Origin of the sequence: Rugosimonospora africana, from assembly GCF_016862975.1 — a bacterium.
GTDB classification, from domain to species: Bacteria; Actinomycetota; Actinomycetes; order Mycobacteriales; family Micromonosporaceae; genus Rugosimonospora; species Rugosimonospora africana.
Window position 1 is genome coordinate 385,491 of the sequence record NZ_BONZ01000013.1, and the last position, 18,264, is coordinate 403,754.

Here is an 18,264-nt window from a genome sequence, read left to right on the forward strand (position 1 = left end):
GTTCGTGAACCGGTAGCCCGATCATCGGGTGACACCGAGCAATCCGGTGCGGTGTGGCGGACGTGAGGTTGGCCAGCTGGTCGCCGTCTGCGCCAGCGTCGAGTCGGCCGTCGCGATCACCGCATCGCCCCACTCCCTGGACGATCCGTAGTCCATCGTTATCGAGTTCACGATGCCCACATTGACGCCGTCGTATGTGACGGGGCACACGGTTCGCCAAGGAAAGTTGAGCGGAATAGACTCAAGTCCAGCTACGTCGTACCCCATGGATTGTCGTTAACAGGGGAGCCCATGAACGTTGAGCGTCTGACCACGAAGAGCCGCGAGGTCGTCAGTGCTGCCATAGCCAACGCCACCCAGCGAGGCCACGCCACGGTGGAGGTCTGGCACCTGCTGCTCGCGCTGCTGGACACCGGTGACTCGACCGCCCCCGCGCTGCTGCGTGCGGTGGGCGCCAACCCGGCGGACATTCGCCGGGCGGCACTGAGGTCGGTGGAGTCACAGCCGTCCGCCCGCGGGTCCAGCGTGGCGGAGCCGAACATCTCCCGGGAATTGGTGAACGCGGTCAACGCCGCCGAGTCCATCGCCCGGCCGTTGGGCGACGAGTACGTCTCCACCGAGCACCTGCTCGCCGGCCTCGCACAGGTCGGTGGCGCCGTCGCGAGGCTGTTGCAGGAGGCGGGCGCGACCGAGAAGGCACTGGTCGACGCGTTCCCGCAGATCCGTGGCGGGAACCGCAGGGTGACCAGCCCCGATCCCGAGCAGCAGTACCAGGCGCTGGAGAAGTACGGCGTCGACCTCACCGCCAAGGCGCGCGAAGGCAAGGTGGACCCGGTGATCGGCCGGGACTCGGAGATCCGCAGGGTCATCCAGGTGCTGTCCCGCCGTACCAAGAACAACCCGGTCCTCATCGGCGAGCCCGGCGTCGGCAAGACGGCGATCGTCGAGGGCCTGGCCCAGCGCATCGTGGCCGGCGACGTGCCGGAGTCCCTGCGCGAAAAGCGACTGGTGAGCCTCGACCTGGCGGCGATGGTGGCCGGAGCGCAGTACCGCGGTCAGTTCGAGGAGCGGCTCAAGTCGGTACTCGAGGAGATCAAGGGCAGCGACGGTCAGGTCATCACGTTTATCGATGAGCTGCACACCGTCGTCGGTGCCGGCAAGGGCGAGGGCTCGATGGACGCCGGCAACATGCTCAAGCCCATGCTGGCCCGCGGCGAACTGCGGATGGTCGGCGCGACCACGCTCGACGAGTACCGCGAGCACATCGAGAAGGACCCCGCGCTGGAGCGGCGGTTCCAGCCGGTACTGGTCGGCGAACCGTCCATTGAGGACACCATCGGCATCCTGCGCGGCCTCAAGGAGCGCTACGAGGTGCACCACGGCGTGCGGATCACCGACGCCGCCCTGGTCGGCGCGGCCTCGCTGTCCGACCGGTACATCGCCGACCGGTTCCTGCCCGACAAGGCGATCGACCTGGTCGACGAGGCGGCGTCCCGGTTGCGCATGGAGATCGACTCGCGGCCGGTCGAGGTCGACGAGATCGAGCGGGCCGTGCGGCGCATGGAGATCGAGGAGATGGCGCTGGCCAAGGAGCCGGACCCCGCCTCGGCGCAGCGCCTGGAGCGGCTGCGCCGCGAACTGGCCGACAAGCGCGAGCAACTGTCCGCGCTGTCCGAGCGCTGGCGAAACGAGAAGGCACACATCCAGAAGATCTCCGCGGCCAAGGAGCAACTGGAGGCGCTGCGCGGCGAGGCCGACCGGGCCGAGCGTGACTTCGACCTGGGCCGCGCCTCTGAGCTGCGGTACGGGCGAATCCCCGAGCTGGAGCACGAGCTGGCCCGGGCCGAGCAGGAACTCGCCGGCCTCCAGGCCAACGGCGCGATGCTCAAGGAGGAGGTCGGCGTCGACGACATCGCGGCCGTGGTCTCCTCGTGGACCGGCATTCCAGCCGGCCGGCTGATGGAGGGCGAGACCGCGAAGCTGCTCCGGATGGAGGAATCGCTGGCTTCCCGCGTGATCGGTCAGGCCGAGGCGGTCGGGGCGGTGGCCGACGCGGTGCGCCGGGCACGGGCCGGCGTCGCGGACCCGGACCGGCCCACCGGCAGCTTCCTGTTCCTCGGCCCGACCGGTGTCGGCAAGACCGAGCTGGCCAAGGCGCTGGCCGAGTTCCTGTTCGACGACGAGCGGGCGATGGTTCGCATCGACATGAGCGAGTACGGCGAGAAGCACTCGGTGGCCCGCCTCGTCGGTGCGCCGCCCGGGTACGTCGGGTACGAGGAGGGCGGCCAGCTCACCGAGTCGGTACGGCGGCGCCCGTACTCGGTCATCCTGCTCGACGAGGTGGAAAAGGCCCACCCGGACGTGTTCGACGTACTGCTCCAGGTACTCGACGACGGGCGGCTCACCGACGGCCAGGGGCGCACCGTGGACTTCCGCAACGCGATCCTGATCCTGACGTCGAACCTGGGTTCCCACGCGATCGCGGATCCGACGCTCGGCGACGAGCAGCGCAGGGATGCCGTGCTCGAGGTGGTGCGCACTCACTTCAAGCCGGAGTTCCTCAACCGGCTGGACGACATCGTGGTGTTCAGCGCCCTGTCCTCGACCGGGTTGAAGTCCATCGTGGACATTCAGCTGGCCAACCTGGGCAAGCGGCTGGCCGACCGGCGGCTGACGCTGACCGTCCACGAGCCGGCGAAGGAGTGGTTGGCTCTCAACGGGTACGACCCGATCTACGGTGCCCGCCCGCTGCGCCGTCTGGTGCAGTCGGCGATCGGCGACCAACTGGCCCGCGCACTGCTGTCCGGCACCGTGCGCGACGGCGACACGGTGGTGGTCGACCTCAGCGAGAGCAAGGACGGGTTGGCGGTCACCGCCGCCTGATCGGCTCGCCGGTACCCTCTGCCCGGTGAGCCATCCCACCCCACCTCCGATGCCCCGGTGGCGACGGCCGTGGACCGTCACCGTCGCCACCGGCGCACTGCTCGGCACGGCCGCGGTTCTGCTGTTGCAGGCCGCGGCCTGTGTGTACGACCTGGCCAAGTACCCCGCACTCGTGGACCGGGCCGGCCGGGCGACGGGAGCCACGGCGGCCGACATCGGCACCGAGAAGTCCGCGAGCAACAGCGGTGACGCCGTCACGCTCGTGGTCCTGCTGGTGTGCGTCCTCGTGCTGCTGACCAGCGCGGCCGGCCTCCGCCGGGCGAGCAACAGGGCACGGCTGGTGTCCCTCGCCGCGTCCGTCGCCCTGCTGATGTGCTGCACCGGCACGGTGGTGGCCAACAATCTCGTCGCCTCGCAGAACACCGCGCTGGAGCGGGAGGCGGTCCGGCTCCAGGACGCCAGTTATCCGGCCTGGTTCGCCGCCGCGGACGCCGCCGCCCTGCTTATCTACCCGCTGTTACTCGTCACTTTCGTACTGTTGCTGCTGCCGGTCTCGAACCGGTTCTTCCGCGCGGAACGGCTGGTCTACCTGGTGCCGGTCGACTGAGCACAGCCGGAGCCGATCTTTGGCGGAGGCGAGCACAGTCATCGACAGCATCGAGTGAGGCGCGTGTTTCGGGTCGCGGCGCTTGCCCTCGGCCGCTAGCGTGTGCGCAGGTCTGAATGGGAGGAATGGCCGTGTCATATGCCGCACCCGGGGCCCCCGCCGATAGCCGGCCGGGCACAGTCACTACGGCCGGATACGTACAGTATCTGGTCGCATTACTACTCGTGATCAACGCGGTGCTACAGCTGTCGGTGATAGGCAAGCTGGCCGACGCGCTCCGCCAGGCGTACGCCAACTCGACCAGCCCGACTCCGGATCAGGTGGCCACCGCGTTCACCGCGATCGCTGTCGTCAGTGCCGTCATCACGATCATCCTGGCGATCGTCGTCGCCATCCTGGCGCGCTCCATCATGCGGGGCAGCCAGGGCGCCCGGATCACCACCTGGGTACTCGTCGGGCTCAGCGTGCTGTGCCTGTGCGGCGGTGCGACCGGTGGGTTCAGTTCCCGGTTCACCACGACGAGCAACTCGTCCGGTGGCGTCAGCAGCGCCACGGTCAACCACTTCATCGATCAGGCCCGGCCCTCCTGGCTGACGCCGGTGACGACGGTCGTGTCGGTGATCGGGCTGCTGGGTGCGATCCTCGTGATCATCCTGCTCGCCCTGCCCGCCTCCAACCCGTACTTCCGCCGGGCGGCGCCGGGCACGCCGGGTGCGGCCGAGCCCGGGTACCCGAGCCTGCCCTACCCGTCCGCACCGGGGGCGCAGGGCGGCACGGAGCCCGGATACCCGCCGGTACCGGGTGCCCCCGGTAACCCGGGTAACCCGGGCGGCACCCCGCCGCCCGACCAGCCGCCCGCCCCGCCCGCCTAGTCGTTCGCTGGGCTCGAACAGCGAATCGACTCAGTCGGCGACTCGAACGCGTACCGGCCCCTGGGCCGATCCGGGCAACCGGACCGGCACGGGGGCCGGTACGGTGCGAAGCGAACATCGCGCCCCTGGTAACACCTTTCTGGACTCCCTACCTCTCAAGCGAGGCCGACCGTGGAAGTCCGTCAGACCGCACTCGTCACCGGAGCGACCTCTGGCATCGGTGCGGCTTTCGCTCGCCGGCTCGCGGCCGCGGGCTGGGATCTGATCCTCGTCGCGCGCGACGAACAGCGACTGGGTGCCGTCGCCGACGGCCTGGGCGAGGCGCACGGCGTCAGTGTCACCACACTGCCGGCCGACCTGTCGACCGCCGAGGGCTGTCGGGCCGTCGAACAGCGGCTGGGCGACTCGACCGGCCCGGTGGATATGTTGATCAACAATGCCGGGTTCAGCGTCAAGGGTTCGTTTCTGCGGACCGATCTGGAAGACGAGGAACGGCTGCTCGATGTCAACGTGCGCGCGGTCATGCGGCTGACTCACGCCGCACTGCCCGCGATGGTCGAGCGGGGTCGCGGCGACATCGTGAACGTCGCGTCGGTGTCGGGCTTCGGTGCCGTGATGGCCGGCTCGACGTACCCGGCGAGCAAGGCGTGGGTGATCAATTTCAGTGAATCGCTGGCGCTCGGGGTACGCCGGCACGGCGTTCGGGTTCTCGCGCTGTGCCCCGGGTACACCAGGACCGAGTTCCACGAGCGGGCCGGCATCGACATGTCCGCGACGCCCGACTGGATGTGGCTGACGGCGGACGAGGTGGCCGCCGGCGCGCTGCGCGACCTCCGCCGGGGCCGGCTGGTCAGCGTTCCCGGCCTGCGATACAAGGCGCTCGTCTTCGGCATGCGGCACGCGCCGGCCGCGTTGGTACGGCGGCTGTCCCCGGACACCCGGGGCGACTCGGACACCCGGGGCGACTCGGCCAGCAGAGGCCGGCGATGAGGCCGTCGGTGCCCACACCCGCTGGGCCATCGGAGCCGGGCCCCGACTCGGCGTCCAACCAAATGGCGGGTTACGGGTACGCGTACAACTGGGGGTTCATCCACCCGAGCTTCGCGCCGCTGACCCTGGTCCCGCGCCCGCCGCGGCCCGGTGTGGTGAAAGTCGCAGTGATTCTTACCTATCTTGGTGTGGGGCTGTCGGCGGTCTACACGGTGATCAGCATCGTATCGCTGTTTGTCAATAGAAATCTGATAACTTCGCAGGTCAGCGAGGGTCTCCGTGCGGATCCTCAGGTATCGATCGATCTCGCGACTGTCACTCACGCGGCCGTGTGGCTCGGCGTCGTGGTCTCCATCATCGAGTGGATACTGCCCGCGGCCGGTGCGGTGGTGTGCGCGATCCTGACTGGTCGCGGCGCCAACCCGGCGAGGATCGTTCTGGCCTCCCTGATGGGCTTCTACGCCCTCGTCAATCTGTGTGGAAGCACATTTTCGCTGGTCAGCATGGGTGCGGGGAGTGTCGCGGGGGAGCAGTTGACTGTCCCGACCTCGATACTCCGAGTCGTACTTGCCGCACTCGCGGTAACGATCGGTGTGCTGTTGCTGGTTCCGTCCGCCAACCGGTACTTCTCGGCCGGCCCGGGTCGTCGGTTCGCGCCATCGACCTAGCAAGTACCCTCGTCGTATGGCAGAGCGCGACGACCTGCGCAAACTCATCGCAGACCTGGCGATCGTCCACGGTCGAGTGGTGTTGTCCTCCGGGCAGGAGGCCAACTACTACGTGGATCTGCGGCGGGTAACGCTCCATCACGCGGCCGCGCCGCTCGTCGGCAAGGTGATGCTGGACCTCACCGCGGACTGGGAGTTCGACGTGGTCGGCGGGCTCACCCTCGGGGCGGACCCGGTCGCCGGCGCCATGCTTCACGCGGCCGCTGCCCGCGGTATTGAACTGGACGCATGTGTCGTGCGTAAGTCTGGGAAAACGCACGGTCTTCAGCGGCGCATCGAGGGTCCAGATGTGGCAGGACGACGCGTACTGGCCGTAGAGGACACCTCGACGACGGGGGCGAGTGTCCTGGCCGCTGTGGATGCTTTGAGGGAAGCCGGAGCCGTTGTCGTCGGGGTTGCGGTTATTGTTGATCGTGGCGCGGGGAGCGCCGTTCGGGCTGCTGGGCTGGACTACAGATCCGCCTATTCGCTGACCGACCTCGGCCTCGCGGTTTGAAAATTTGTCGATTCGGACCTGCGCATATGCAGGCGAATCGATGGTGTAGGTGGAAGGATGGAAGACGTGGGAACTGCGTTGGCCGAAACTGCTTTACCAGCTATCTCGCCGCTTGCCGGCGAACCGATTGAGCGTGCCGATGCCGAGCGCCTCGCGGGAGTGCTCAAGGCACTCGCCGACCCGGCCCGGCTCCGGCTGCTCAGTCTGATCCAGTCGGCTCCGGAGGGCGAAGCGTGCGTGTGTGACCTCACCGCTCCGCTTGGTCTCTCCCAGCCGACCGTGAGTCATCACCTCCGGATTCTGACCGAAGCCGGTCTCCTCGAGCGCGAGAAGCGCGGCGTCTGGGCGTACTACCGCCTTGTGCCGGCCGCGATTGCCGCTATCGCCGACCTGCTGACCCCGCCGCGCAAGCGGGCGACCAAGAAGGCGCGCTGACCGGCACGACCGCGACCGCCACTATGGCGGTCGCGTGAACTACATCGTCGGCGACCTGCGGGACCAGCTGGTCCACGTAGGCGCGGCGGTGGTCAGGGCTGGCCTGGTGGTCGGCTCGGGCGGCAACCTGTCGGCGCGCGAACCCGGCGCCGACGATATCTGGGTGACCGGAGCGGGGACGTGGCTTGACCGTCTCGACCGGTCCGATTTCTGCCGGGTGAGCATCGCGACAGGTGCGGTGGCCGGCGGCGAACTGCCGCCGACCACCGGCGGGCCGGTGTCCGCTGCCGTGCCCGCGCCGCGCTCGGTCGATCAGCCGGCCATGCTCCGCCCGACCTCGGAGCTGGCCCTGCACCTTGCCACGTACCGGGCGAGGTCGGACGTGAACGCCATCGTGCACCTGCACCCGCAGACCGCGGTGCTGCTCGACGCGCTGGACGAGCCGATCCGGCTCGTGACCACCGATCACGCGTTCTACCTCGGGGCAATCAAGCGGACGCCGTTCTACCCGCCGGGTACGGCGGAAGTGGCCGCCGTGGCGGCGGAGGCGACCCGGGACGGTACCAACTGCGTGATCCTGGCCCAGCACGGCTGTTCGGTTCTCGGGCCGACCGTGGAACTGGCGCACAAGCGCGCCTTCTACCTGGAAGAGGCCGCGGCTCTGACGTTCCGCGCACTCAGCCTCGGGGTGGCCGACCGCTTGCCGGCCACCCCCATCGTCAACCTGGCTTGAGAGCTCTGACGGGCGCCGGAAACTACCCGCGGACCCGCTGCTGCACCTGCTCCCGCTCCGCGTCGCGGCGCTTCTCGCGACGGCTGCGGACCATCTCCACGAAGATCGGGATCATCGAGATCAGCACGATCACCACGATGACCGGCAGCAGGTACGTATCGATCTTGTCCGCCGGAATCAGGCGGAGGATCTGCTTCGCCAGCGCGTACCCGATCAGCAGAACGCCGTCGGCCCAGACGATGCTGACGACCACGTTCCAGACGAAGAAGGTACGGGCGGGTACCTCCAGGACGCCGGCGATCGGGTTCATGAACGTACGCACGATCGGCGTGAACCTCGACAGCACGATCGCCTTGGCCGCACCGAACCGGTTGAAGAACTGTTCGGCCTTGTCCACGTACTCCTGTTTGAACAGGCGGGAATCCGGGCGTTGGAACATCTTCCGTCCGAACCGCGCACCCAGGAAGTGCCCGAGCTGAGAACCGGCAATCGCGACGATCGGCGTCACGATCAACAATGCGGGCAGCGAGAGCCGGGTCCCCACGAACTGTGAGGCAACGGGCGAGGCCGCGACCCCGGCCATGAAGATCAGCGAATCACCGGGGAAGAAGAAGCCGATCAGCAAACCGGTCTCGGCGAACACGATGGCCCAGAAGCCGAACAGGCCGACACTCTGGATCAAGTCTTTCGGATTGAGGAGGCTACCCAGGCTCTCGGCCAGCGCGCGACTCGTCTCGGCGGTATCCACGGCGATAGAGGTTACCGGTGACCGGTGTGAGGACCACCCCCGATCCAGGATTCTCTCAGGTGCCGGCGGTCGCCGGGTCCACCCGGACACTCGGTGTACCCGGGTCGCCGGAGTGCTCGATCTCCAGGAGAGAGGTCTCGTGGCGCTCGGCGTCGTATGCGGCCCTGCCGCCACGCAGGCCGAACAGCCGCTTCGACACCAGCAGGTAGACCACCGCGAAGAGGTTGATCAGCAGGGCTCCGATCCGGATCCAGGTGATCCGCTCGGACAGCTCGTAGATCTCGATCGGTAGCCCGAGCGAGGTGGCCACCACCGCGAAGTACTCGCCCCAGCGCTTCAGCAGCCAGAGGCCGGTGCCCTCGACGAGCTGGAGGAGGCCGTACCCGGCCAGGCCGAGCGCGACCCACGCGAGGGTGCTGGTCCGCGCCTGGATCACGGTCTGGATGCTGTGCACGATCGAGGAGTCTTCGAGGTTGTAGTCCAGCTTGTCGGCCAGCGGCTTGAGCAGCGGCAGGTCCTCGTTGAACGCCTTCTGTACGGCGTCGTGGTGGTACCGGAAGCGCCACACTCCGTACCCGGCGAGCAGCACCAGCGCGCCCCGGATCCAGCGTTCGAGCGCGAGCAGCCGCAGGATCACCGCATCGCGCAGCTCCCGCCCGCGCCGTACCACCGGCGCGTCCTGGGCCGGCCCCTCCCGCCCGGGATCGCCGAGCACGAAGTCCCCACAGCGCAGGCAGCGCCACGCGTCGCCGAGCGGAGTCCGTGCGTGCAGCCGTTCGCGCAGCTCCGTCTCCGACGGGGCGTACGTGACGTGACCGTGCCGGCCGCACGAGCGCAGGTTCCAGTCCATGCGCCGACGTTAGCGAAACCGATCAACGTCCGCCCGGCGTAGCGTGGAGCAATGCGGTCCAGCGCAGAGGCGCTCTCCGACGCCGACCCGCACACCGTGCCGACCCGATATTGGCACCAGTGCGCCGACGGTCGGGTGCAGTGCGATGTCTGCCCGCGTGCCTGCAAGCTGCACGAGGGGCAGCGCGGACTGTGTTTCGTACGCGGGCGGGTCGGCGACCGGGTGGTCCTGACCACGTACGGGCGGTCCAGCGGGTTCTGCGTCGATCCGGTGGAGAAGAAGCCGCTGGCCCACTTCCTGCCCGGTACCCCCGTCCTGTCGTTCGGCACCGCGGGCTGCAACCTGGCCTGCAGGTTCTGCCAGAACTGGGACATCTCCAAGTCCCGGGAGATCGACACGCTCTCCGCGTCCGCGTCGCCGGAGGCGCTCGCCGAGACGGCGGTGCGGCTCGGCTGCCGCAGCGTCGCGTTCACCTACAACGATCCGGTGATCTTCATGGAGTACGCGATGGATGTCGCGGACGCCTGCCGGGACCGGGGAGTGCGCGCGGTGGCGGTCAGCGCCGGGTACGTGAACGCCGAGCCGCGGCGGGAGTTCTTCGGGCACCTGGACGCGGCGAACATCGACCTCAAGGCGTTCAGCGACGCGTTCTACCAGAAGATCACGTTCGCCCAGTTGCCGGCGGTGCTGGAGACCCTGGAATACCTGAGGTCGACCGATGTCTGGTTCGAGGTCACCACGCTGCTGATTCCCGGCCACAACGACGGGGACGCCGAGATCGCGGCCGAGTGCGCCTGGTTCGCCGAGCACCTGGGTCCCGACGTTCCGCTGCACTTCTCCGCGTTCCACCCGGACTTCAAGATGCGCGACGTGCCGCCCACCCCGCCGGAGACGCTGCGCCGGGCCCGGCGCATCGCGCTGGAGCACGGACTGCGTTTCGTCTACACCGGCAACGTGCACGACCCGGACGGCGGCACCACGATCTGTCCGGGCTGCAGCGCGCCGGTGGTGGTTCGCGACTGGTACCGGATCGAGGAGTACCGGCTGACCGACAGGGGCGCCTGCGCCCGCTGTGGATACCAGTTGCCCGGCGTCTACGACGGCCCGGCCGGCACCTGGGGCGCACGGCGGCTCCCGGTCCTGCTGGGCTCGCGTTAGCCGCGGACCGGCAGCGACATGGACGAGCGAGAACCGCGCGCTCCCGCCGTGGCCGGCCTGTTCTACCCGGCCGACCCCGACGCGCTCGCCGGCCAGGTCGACCGCCTGCTCGATGCGGTACCCGTTACGGACGCCGAGCCGCTGGCCCCGGCGTACGTGGTGCCGCACGCCGGCTACCGGTACTCCGGCCCGGTCGCGGCGCACGTCTACGCCCGGCTGCGCCCGCACGCCGGCCGGATCCGGCGGGCCATCCTGATCGGGCCGGCGCACCGCGTCCCGGTGGCCGGCTGCGTGGTACCCGCCGCCGGCAGCTGGCTCACCCCGCTCGGCGAGGTACCGGTCGACACCGCCGCCGTGGCGACCCTGGTCGGCGGCCGGTACGCGCGGGCGGACGACCGCCCGCTGGCCCCCGAGCACTCGCTGGAGGTGCAGCTGCCGTTCCTGCAGCGGGCGACTGGTCCGGGTCGTGGCGCGGCGCCAGACGCGCCGAGCCGGACTGGTCGGGCGACTGGTCCGGGTCGTGGCGCGGCGCCAGACGCGCCGAGCCGGACCGGTTACACAGTCCCGGTGCTGCCCATGGTCGTCGGCGCGTCCACTCCCGACGACGTGGCCCGGACGCTGGCCGCCGCGGTGGCCGCGACCGGGCCGGGCACGGTCGTCCTGTGCAGCACCGACCTGTCGCACTACCGGGACGAGGCGGCGGCGTACGCGCAGGACTCCCGTACCGTCCAGGCGGTGCTCGACGTGAACCCGGCGCGGATCGGCCGCTACGACGCCTGTGGCTCGTTCGCGCTGCGAGGTTTACTCGGGTACGCCCGCGATGCCGGCCTGCGCCCCGCGCTGCTGCACCGCGGCACGTCGGCCGATGCCAGCGGCGACCGCGCCCGGGTGGTCGGCTACGCCGCCTTCTCCCTGAGCGCCTCGCCTGGGAAGTGATCCGAGCGGGCCGGCGCGGCAGCGGTGAGCCGCCGCACCGACCCGTCACCACCGGTCATCGGTAATCGTCATCGAAGTCGACCACCTGGGCCTGCTCGATCGCGTCCCACTCGTTGACCTCGATCTCACGATCCAGATTCACCGGACTCTCGTCCCGTTCCCCCGCGGGGTCGGCCGGCTGCGACTGTTCGAAGGCGTCCTCGGCGGGTGCTTCGAGATCGCGCCGGTCCGGGTCGAGGTCCGCGTCCCGCCCCAGGCCAATGCCCGGTTCGAGGTTCGCGTTCGGGTCGCTGAACTCCGGTTCGGTCATGGTCACCTCCTGGCAACCACGGTACGACCTGGGAACGTTCGCCGCAGGGCGTCGCCGATCAGGCCCCCACGATGTGATCGACGCGGTGACGTGCGCGATACTGCCGTTTCAGGACAGTGCGTCGTGGCCCGGCACTGGAGCCGGACCGTCCCGGCGGCGCTATCCAGCCACCGCCATCCAGTGCAGCCAAGGAGCGTTCCAGATGCCTATCGCTTCCCCCGAGGTTTACGCCGAAATGCTCGATCGCGCCAAGGCCGGCGCGTTCGCGTACCCGGCGATCAATATCACCTCCTCGCAGACTCTCAACGCCGCCATCCGCGGCTTCGCCGAGGCGCAGAGCGACGGCATCATCCAGGTGTCCACCGGTGGCGCCGAATACCTTTCCGGCCCGACCGTGAAGAACATGGTCACCGGGGCGGCGGCGCTGGCCGCGTACGCGCACGAGGTGGCCAAGAACTACAGCGTCAACATCGCGCTGCACACCGACCACTGCCCGAAGGACAAGCTGGACGGCTTCGTCCGGCCGCTGCTGGCGATCTCCAAGGAGCGGGTCGCCCGGGGCGAGGCGCCGCTGTACCAGTCGCACATGTGGGATGGCTCCGCCGTACCGCTGGACGAGAACCTCCGCGTCGCCGAGGAGCTGCTCGGTGAGGCGGCCGCCGCCCACGTCGTACTGGAGATCGAGGTCGGCGTCGTCGGCGGCGAGGAGGACGGCGTCGCGAACGAGATCAACGAGAAGCTGTACAGCACGGTCGAGGACGGCCTGGCCACGGCCGCCGCGCTCGGGCTGGGCGAGAAGGGCCGGTACATCACCGCGCTGACGTTCGGGAACGTGCACGGTGTCTACAAGCCCGGCAACGTCAAGTTGCGTCCGGAGATCCTCAAGCAGATCCAGGACGCGGTCGGCGAGAAGTACGGCGTGACCAAGCCGCTCGACCTGGTGTTCCACGGCGGCTCCGGCTCGCTGCTGGAGGAGATCCGGGAGGCGCTGGACTACGGCGTGGTGAAGATGAACATCGACACCGACACGCAGTACGCGTTCACCCGCCCGGTCGCCGCGCACATGTTCACCAACTACGACGGCGTACTGAAGATCGACGGCGAGGTCGGCAACAAGAAGGCGTACGACCCCCGGGTCTGGGGCCGGCAGGCCGAAGAGGGCCTGGCGAAGCGGGTCGTGGTGGCCTGCGAGAGCCTCCGTTCCACCGGTACCAGCCTCGCCAAGTGAGCTGATCGCCCAGGACAGGACGAGAGCCCGGCGGCTGACGCCACCGGGCTCTCGTTACCGGGTCCTGGGGAGGCTCCGGACCTCCATTTCTACTCTCGAACGGCGTTCGCCATAACCTCCGCTCGCGTGAGCAACGACTCAGCCTTTCGGGCGAGCCGTACGGCGAAGGGCGAGGTTGAATGAGCGGCATGCGGAATTTGCTGCCCGAACCGCCGGCCACCCGGCTGCCCGTGGACGCCGAGGCGAGCGCTGCGCTGGAGAGCGTCGCGCCCGGCGCGGAAAAAGAGGTCGCCGCGCGGTTCCCGTCGTACAGCGACGCCTGGGCCGCCCTCGCGAAGACTTCGATGGACGCCGGAGAACCGGTGGCCGCGTACGCGTACGCCCGCACCGGGTACCACCGGGGTCTGGATCAGCTGCGCCGGGCCGGCTGGCGGGGCAGCGGGCCGGTGCCCTGGGCGCACGAGGCCAACAGGGGCTTCCTGCGCTGCCTGCACCAGCTCGCGCTGGCGGCCGACGCGATCGGCGAATCGGACGAAGCGGCACGGTGCGCGCAGTTCCTCCGGGACTGTGACCCGTCGGCCGCCGACGCCCTGACCGGCTGACGCGAGCCCGTTCTTCCTGCACCGGGTCGGTGGCTGACCGGCCCGGTTAGCGTGCTGTCCGGATCCCGGCGTCGCCCATCGGAGCTCGCCCACGGGCCCTCGCCTACAGGCCCTCGGCCACCGCAGAGGCCACCCGTAGCCACGCCTGCTTGGTCGCGCTGGACAGCAGCCCGTACCGCAGCGGTTCCCCGGAGTCGATCAGGCGCTCGTACGGCGCGAGCAGCACGGCCCGGGTACGGGCGGCGAAGTGCCGCCGGATCGCCGGAAGGTCGATCTCCTTGCGGCTGGGTGGCATGGACACCACGGTGACCGCCTGCCGGACCAGCCGCTGCCGACCGGACTGCTCAAGGTGGTCGAGCATCCGGGCGGCCGTCTCGGCGGAGTCGTTCCGGGCGGACATGGTGACCACGAGCTGATCGGTGGCGTCGATGGCGGCCTGCCAGTTGGCGGCCCGCACGTTGTTGCCGGTGTCCACCATGATCAGCTTATAGAACCGGCTCACCACTTCGCGGATGTCGGCGAACGCGCCGGCGGTCAGCATCTCGCCGGCCGTCGCCGACTCGTCGCTGGCCAGGACGTCGAACATGCCCTCGCCCTGCGCCCGCACATACTGCGACAGGTCACCGACCCGGCCGTGCGGTCCGCTGAAGTGATCGAGGTCCCGGAGCAGGTCCCGCACGGTACGGGCGTGAAAATCCTGCTGGGCGCGCATGCCCAGGGTGCCCTGGGTCTCGTTGTTGTCCCAGGCCAGCACGTACCCGCCGCGACGCTGCCCGAAGGTCATGGCGAGCAGCAGCACGGCCACGGTCTTACCCGCCCCGCCCTTCGGGTTGACGACGGTGACCTGGCGCAGCCCACCGAAGTTGCGGCGGACCATCTCGATCTGGTGGAGGATCTCCCGTTCGTGCGCGCCGGGCGGCAGTTTCACCAGGCCCAGCGAGCCCCGGCTGACCGCGCCGCGCAGGCCGAGGCGCGCCACCGGCTCGGCCGGCCGGACCACCCGGCGCCGGGCGAACTCGTCGGCGGTCGGCACGTCCGGGTCCCGTACCGGCGACATCGGTACGGCTGGCGAGTGCGATGGCGGGGACTGCGGGGCGGGCAGGTACTGCTGCTGCGGTACGGGCAGCGGCGGGCCACCGTACTGCGGGGACGGGTGCGGCGACGTGGGCGCCGGTACGCGCAGCTGCCAGGGCGCCAGCTGCTGGCCGGGGCTCTGTGGCTCGCTGGGGATCGGCTGCGTCTGGTCCAGCGGGATCTGGCCGGGCTGCTCCTGGCTCGGATAGCCCCGGCCGGGGTGGCCCGGCTGGTCTGTCGCCGGGTACGGCTGGGGCGGCTGAGCGGGGCCTGGCTGATAACCCTGAACCGGATATGACCCGTGCTGCGGCTGAGCCGCCCCGGACGACTGCGGCTGGACTGGCCCGGACGGCTGAGCTGGCCAGGATGGTTGCGGCTGGGTCGGCCCGACGGGCTGTGACTGAGCGGGCCAGGAAGGCTGCGGCTGTGCCGGCCCGGGCAGTTGCGGCTGGGCTTGTCCGCTCGGCCGGGGCGGCGTGGCTGGCGGAAGCTGTGGGGCCGGCGTTGCGGGCGCGGCCGGCGGTGTGGTGCGCGGCTGCGCGGTGTGCGATTGCGTGGCGGCCGGCGGTGTAGTGGCCGGCTGTGTGGCGTGCGGGTCCGGCTCGACCCGTGGATCACCGGGCTGCTGTGGGCCGGCCGGATCGGTCGCAGGCCGGTCGGGGACGGCCGGGTCCAGTCGCTGGGGCGGTTCCGCCCAGGGCGAGGTCGGGCCATTGGGCCGGCCGGATCCGTTTGCCGAAGCGGCGAGGTCGCGCCAGTCAGGTGGCGACTGCACGGGCGCCGGCGGGAAGGTCACCGGCCCGGGCGGTCGCGACCCGTTGCCTGGCGGCGGCCCTCCGGAGCCCGGCCCGGCCAGCGGCGGGCCCGACGTCGGCCCGGGCAGTGGTGGGCTTGAGGTCGGCCCGGCCAGTGGCGGGCTCGAAGCGAGCGGGCTCGGGGCCGGCTCGGCCAGCGGTGGACCAGAGGTTGGTCCGGCCAGCGGCGGGCGCGAGGCGAGCGGTGGGCTCGGGGCCGGCTCGGCCTGTGGTGGACCAGAGAGCGGTCGGGCCAGTGGTGGACCAGGGGTTGGATTCGCCAACGGCGGGCCGGAAGTCGGGCCGGGCGGCGGTCCTGCCGGAGTCTGCTCCGCCGGTTCACCGTGCGCGCCGCGCGGGTCGGATCCACTCCGCTGCCCGGGTACCTCGGGCCCGCCGTGATTCGGTCGCGTCACGAGCTCATCCGGAGGCCAGAACTGATCCTGATCGGGCACCGCCACCTGGTTCACCTCCCCCGGCGAATGTTACGGCCGGTATCAGGATCGGTACACTCCCCACGCACCGCGCTCCATCCACCAGCTCCGCTTCCGGGTCAGCGTGCCGGCGACGCCGTCGTCGAGGAAATCGACCTCACCGAGCGGAGTCACCGCGACCGCACGGCCCCGGGCCCGGCGTACCTCCACCCGTACCCGCCGGCGCGCGAGCCTACGCGTCACCACCGGTACCGCCACGGCGACGTTGACCATCCCGTCTGCCGGATCGGCCGCCGGTGTCAGCGGCAGCCCGTCGACCACCGCGAATCCGTCGTCGTTCGCGATCGCGCAGGCGGTGATCTGCTCGTCCGGCGTGGCGAGCACGGCGTCGTCGACCTCGATCCGGGCGGCCCAGTTCTGCTGGCCGCCGAGCAGCGCACCCTGCAGGGTGACCGAGCCGCCGTCGTTGCGCAGCAGGTCCAGCCGCTCGACCGTGCCGGCGAGCACCGCCTTGGCTACCAGCGCGGGATCGGTGGGCAGGCCGAACTCGGCCGGCCGGTTGAGCGGCAGGATACCGATCGGCGGCAGGTCGGGCACGGTACGGCCGGCGGGCAGGTCGGCCGGGCGCCGGCTGGGTGGCGGCGCGTACCGGCGGACCATCCGCCGTACCACCGCCCGCACCTGGCCCTCGGCGGCGGTCGCCACGATCAGGCGGGGGCCGTCCGGCGCGGGCCAGGTCAGCCCGTCGGGTCGGGCCGGGCCGTCCAGCCGGGCGATGACCGCATCGATCTCCTGGTCGGAGCACGCGGTCGGCGTGGTCACCGTCGCGCCCTCGGCTGCCAGCGCGTCGGCGCACGCCTTGACCTGAGCGCGGGGCTGCGCACCGGTACCGCAGGCGCACTCGCCCCCGCCGCAGCCCGTGCCGTCGGAGAGTGACAGCACAATCACGTCGTACACCCGGATCGGCCTCCTGTCGTTGACTCTGTGCTGCCCGTCGTCGCCCGCTTGTTAGCCTGACACCCCGGGGGTTTCGAGATGCCGCGGCAACCTGCCCGGTCCATCCCCGTCAGGCGAGAGGCCAAGATGCCAGCGATCGTGCTGATCGGTGCCCAGTGGGGCGACGAGGGCAAGGGAAAGGTTACCGACCTGCTCGGCGGGCAGGTCGGGTACGTGGTGCGCTACCAGGGCGGCAACAACGCCGGACACACCGTGATCACGCCCGACGGCGAGAAGTACGCACTGCATCTGCTGCCTTCCGGGGTGCTGACTCCGGGCTGCACCCCCGTGATCGGCAACGGCGTGGTCATCGACCCGAAGGTCTTGATCGAGGAGATCGACGGGCTGGCCGAGCGCGGAGTCTCCTGTGACCTGCTGCTCATTTCCGCCGACGCGCACCTGATCATGCCCCACCACCGGGCGCTGGACCGGGTGGTCGAGCGGTACCTCGGCTCGTCTCGAATCGGTACGACCGGCCGGGGCATCGGGCCGACGTATGGCGACAAGGTGGCCCGGACCGGGATCCGGGTGCAGGATCTGCTCGACCCGGGCATCCTCCAGGAGAAGCTGGAACTGGTGCTGCGGGAGAAAAACCAGATCCTGGTCAAGGTCTACAACCGCAAGGCGATCGACGTGGCCGCGGTCGTCGAGGAGTACCTGGGGTATGCCGAGCGGCTGCGCCCGTACATCGCGGACACCCGCCTGGTGCTTGCCGAAGCCCTGGAGTCCGGGGAGACGGTCCTGCTGGAGGGCGCCCAGGCCACGCTGCTCGATGTGGATCACGGCACCTACCCGTTCGTGACCTCGTCGAACCCGACCTCGGGTGGCGCGTGCGTGGGATCGGGCATTCCGCCCACCCGGATCTCCCAAGTGATCGGCGTGATCAAGGCGTACACGACCCGGGTCGGCGCCGGCCCGTTCCCGACCGAGCTGTTCGACGAGAACGGCCAGCACCTGCTCAAGGTCGGCGGCGAGTACGGCACCACCACTGGCCGGGAGCGCCGGTGCGGCTGGTTCGACGCGGTGGTCGGCCGGTACGCGGTACGGGTCAACGGCATCACCGACCTGGTGGTCACGAAGCTGGACGTGCTGTCCGGCATGGAGAAGGTGCCGATCTGCGTCGGGTACGAGGTGGATGGCCACCGGGTGGACCAGATGCCCATGACGCAGACCGCGTTCCACCACGCCAAGCCGGTATATGAGGAGCTGCCCGGCTGGTGGGAGGACATCTCCAAGGCTCGTACGTTCGACGAGCTGCCGGTCAACGCCCAGCGGTACGTGGAGCGGATCGAGGAGCTGTGCGGCACCCGGGTCAGTGTGATCGGGGTCGGGCCCGGGCGTGAGGAGAACGTGATCCGCCACTCACTCTTCTGAGTGGGCATTGGCCAGT

Annotated in this window: 18 protein-coding genes; 13 read left to right on the forward strand and 5 right to left on the reverse strand. The window is 70.0% G+C overall.

All coding sequences use genetic code 11. The annotated features are described in order from the left end of the window. Positions 1 to 291: 291 nt before the first annotated feature. The 8 genes from clpB (at position 292) to Raf01_RS07545 (ending at position 7,744) form a co-directional block, all read left to right on the forward strand. Entirely contained in the window at positions 292 to 2,883 is a 2,592-nt protein-coding gene (clpB, locus tag Raf01_RS07510; RefSeq protein ID WP_203916974.1) for an ATP-dependent chaperone ClpB, read from the forward strand. A 25-nt stretch (positions 2,884 to 2,908) separates the two neighbouring features. After that, positions 2,909 to 3,490 (forward strand): hypothetical protein, encoded by a 582-nt coding sequence (locus tag Raf01_RS07515; RefSeq protein WP_203916975.1) that lies wholly within the window; start codon positions 2,909 to 2,911, stop codon positions 3,488 to 3,490. A 224-nt stretch (positions 3,491 to 3,714) separates the two neighbouring features. Beyond that, on the forward strand, positions 3,715 to 4,362 hold the full coding sequence (locus tag Raf01_RS07520) for a hypothetical protein (protein WP_203916976.1): 648 nt from the start codon (positions 3,715 to 3,717) through the stop codon (positions 4,360 to 4,362). A gap of 171 nt (positions 4,363 to 4,533) precedes the next feature. After that, on the forward strand, positions 4,534 to 5,352 hold the full coding sequence (locus Raf01_RS07525; protein ID WP_203916977.1) for an SDR family NAD(P)-dependent oxidoreductase: 819 nt from the start codon (positions 4,534 to 4,536) through the stop codon (positions 5,350 to 5,352). Between the two features lie 62 nt (positions 5,353 to 5,414). Further along, on the forward strand, positions 5,415 to 6,020 hold the full coding sequence (locus tag Raf01_RS07530) for a hypothetical protein (RefSeq protein ID WP_203916978.1): 606 nt from the start codon (positions 5,415 to 5,417) through the stop codon (positions 6,018 to 6,020). Between the two features lie 16 nt (positions 6,021 to 6,036). After that, on the forward strand, positions 6,037 to 6,576 hold the full coding sequence (gene pyrE / locus Raf01_RS07535; RefSeq protein WP_203916979.1) for an orotate phosphoribosyltransferase: 540 nt from the start codon (positions 6,037 to 6,039) through the stop codon (positions 6,574 to 6,576). Between the two features lie 57 nt (positions 6,577 to 6,633). Continuing rightward, positions 6,634 to 7,011, forward strand: coding sequence for an ArsR/SmtB family transcription factor (locus tag Raf01_RS07540; RefSeq protein WP_203916980.1), 378 nt, complete (start codon positions 6,634 to 6,636; stop codon positions 7,009 to 7,011). Between the two features lie 34 nt (positions 7,012 to 7,045). After that, entirely contained in the window at positions 7,046 to 7,744 is a 699-nt protein-coding gene (locus Raf01_RS07545) for a class II aldolase/adducin family protein (protein ID WP_203916981.1), read from the forward strand. A 22-nt stretch (positions 7,745 to 7,766) separates the two neighbouring features. Here the strand turns inward: Raf01_RS07545 and Raf01_RS07550 are convergent, their stop codons facing one another. Together Raf01_RS07550 and Raf01_RS07555 are read right to left on the reverse strand one after the other, a co-directional pair. Continuing rightward, the gene (locus Raf01_RS07550; RefSeq protein WP_203917101.1) at positions 7,767 to 8,498 is read right to left on the reverse strand and encodes a DedA family protein; all 732 of its coding nucleotides are present in this window, start codon (positions 8,496 to 8,498) and stop codon (positions 7,767 to 7,769) included. Between the two features lie 49 nt (positions 8,499 to 8,547). After that, the gene (locus Raf01_RS07555) at positions 8,548 to 9,342 is read right to left on the reverse strand and encodes a DUF2127 domain-containing protein (protein WP_203916982.1); all 795 of its coding nucleotides are present in this window, start codon (positions 9,340 to 9,342) and stop codon (positions 8,548 to 8,550) included. Between the two features lie 51 nt (positions 9,343 to 9,393). Between Raf01_RS07555 and amrS the strand changes: the two genes are divergently transcribed. Both amrS and amrB read left to right on the forward strand, forming a co-directional pair. Next, positions 9,394 to 10,500 carry an AmmeMemoRadiSam system radical SAM enzyme gene (gene amrS, locus Raf01_RS07560; protein WP_203916983.1) on the forward strand — a complete coding sequence of 369 codons (1,107 nt, stop codon included), beginning with the start codon at positions 9,394 to 9,396 and terminating at the stop codon, positions 10,498 to 10,500. An 18-nt stretch (positions 10,501 to 10,518) separates the two neighbouring features. After that, positions 10,519 to 11,436, forward strand: a complete 918-nt coding sequence (amrB, locus tag Raf01_RS07565) for an AmmeMemoRadiSam system protein B (RefSeq protein WP_203916984.1) — start codon at positions 10,519 to 10,521, stop codon at positions 11,434 to 11,436. Positions 11,437 to 11,491: 55 nt separating this feature from the next. Here the strand turns inward: amrB and Raf01_RS07570 are convergent, their stop codons facing one another. Continuing rightward, complete coding sequence (locus Raf01_RS07570) at positions 11,492 to 11,746, reverse strand: hypothetical protein (RefSeq protein ID WP_308442636.1); 255 nt, start codon at positions 11,744 to 11,746, stop codon at positions 11,492 to 11,494. A 202-nt stretch (positions 11,747 to 11,948) separates the two neighbouring features. Between Raf01_RS07570 and fbaA the strand changes: the two genes are divergently transcribed. Beyond that, positions 11,949 to 12,974, forward strand: coding sequence for a class II fructose-bisphosphate aldolase (gene fbaA / locus Raf01_RS07575; protein WP_203916985.1), 1,026 nt, complete (start codon positions 11,949 to 11,951; stop codon positions 12,972 to 12,974). A 188-nt stretch (positions 12,975 to 13,162) separates the two neighbouring features. Beyond that, on the forward strand, positions 13,163 to 13,576 hold the full coding sequence (locus Raf01_RS07580; protein WP_203916986.1) for a DUF3151 domain-containing protein: 414 nt from the start codon (positions 13,163 to 13,165) through the stop codon (positions 13,574 to 13,576). A gap of 103 nt (positions 13,577 to 13,679) precedes the next feature. Here Raf01_RS07580 and Raf01_RS49410 read toward each other — a convergent pair whose 3' ends face one another. Continuing rightward, positions 13,680 to 15,446 (reverse strand): MinD/ParA family ATP-binding protein, encoded by a 1,767-nt coding sequence (locus tag Raf01_RS49410; RefSeq protein WP_373319484.1) that lies wholly within the window; start codon positions 15,444 to 15,446, stop codon positions 13,680 to 13,682. 495 nt (positions 15,447 to 15,941) lie between these two features. After that, positions 15,942 to 16,835: a hypothetical protein gene (locus Raf01_RS07595; RefSeq protein ID WP_203916988.1), complete on the reverse strand. Its 894-nt coding sequence runs from the start codon at positions 16,833 to 16,835 to the stop codon at positions 15,942 to 15,944. A 126-nt stretch (positions 16,836 to 16,961) separates the two neighbouring features. Here Raf01_RS07595 and Raf01_RS07600 point away from each other — a divergent pair, with 126 nt between their 5' ends. After that, complete coding sequence (locus Raf01_RS07600) at positions 16,962 to 18,248, forward strand: adenylosuccinate synthase (protein WP_203916989.1); 1,287 nt, start codon at positions 16,962 to 16,964, stop codon at positions 18,246 to 18,248. The last annotated feature ends 16 nt before the right edge of the window (positions 18,249 to 18,264 follow it).

Excerpts from the sequence above, each read along its gene's own strand:
- Raf01_RS07570 (WP_308442636.1), bottom strand. The coding sequence starts at position 11,746 with ATGACCGAACCGGAGTTCAGCGACCCGAACGCGAACCTCGAACCGGGC.
- Raf01_RS07580 (WP_203916986.1), top strand. The coding sequence starts at position 13,163 with ATGCGGAATTTGCTGCCCGAACCGCCGGCCACCCGGCTGCCCGTGGAC.
- pyrE (WP_203916979.1), top strand. The coding sequence starts at position 6,037 with ATGGCAGAGCGCGACGACCTGCGCAAACTCATCGCAGACCTGGCGATC.
- Raf01_RS07530 (WP_203916978.1), top strand. The coding sequence starts at position 5,415 with ATGGCGGGTTACGGGTACGCGTACAACTGGGGGTTCATCCACCCGAGC.
- Raf01_RS07540 (WP_203916980.1), top strand. The coding sequence starts at position 6,634 with ATGGAAGACGTGGGAACTGCGTTGGCCGAAACTGCTTTACCAGCTATC.
- amrB (WP_203916984.1), top strand. The coding sequence starts at position 10,519 with ATGGACGAGCGAGAACCGCGCGCTCCCGCCGTGGCCGGCCTGTTCTAC.
- Raf01_RS07555 (WP_203916982.1), bottom strand. The coding sequence starts at position 9,342 with ATGGACTGGAACCTGCGCTCGTGCGGCCGGCACGGTCACGTCACGTAC.
- clpB (WP_203916974.1), top strand. The coding sequence starts at position 292 with ATGAACGTTGAGCGTCTGACCACGAAGAGCCGCGAGGTCGTCAGTGCT.
- amrS (WP_203916983.1), top strand. The coding sequence starts at position 9,394 with ATGCGGTCCAGCGCAGAGGCGCTCTCCGACGCCGACCCGCACACCGTG.
- Raf01_RS07600 (WP_203916989.1), top strand. The coding sequence starts at position 16,962 with ATGCCAGCGATCGTGCTGATCGGTGCCCAGTGGGGCGACGAGGGCAAG.
- fbaA (WP_203916985.1), top strand. The coding sequence starts at position 11,949 with ATGCCTATCGCTTCCCCCGAGGTTTACGCCGAAATGCTCGATCGCGCC.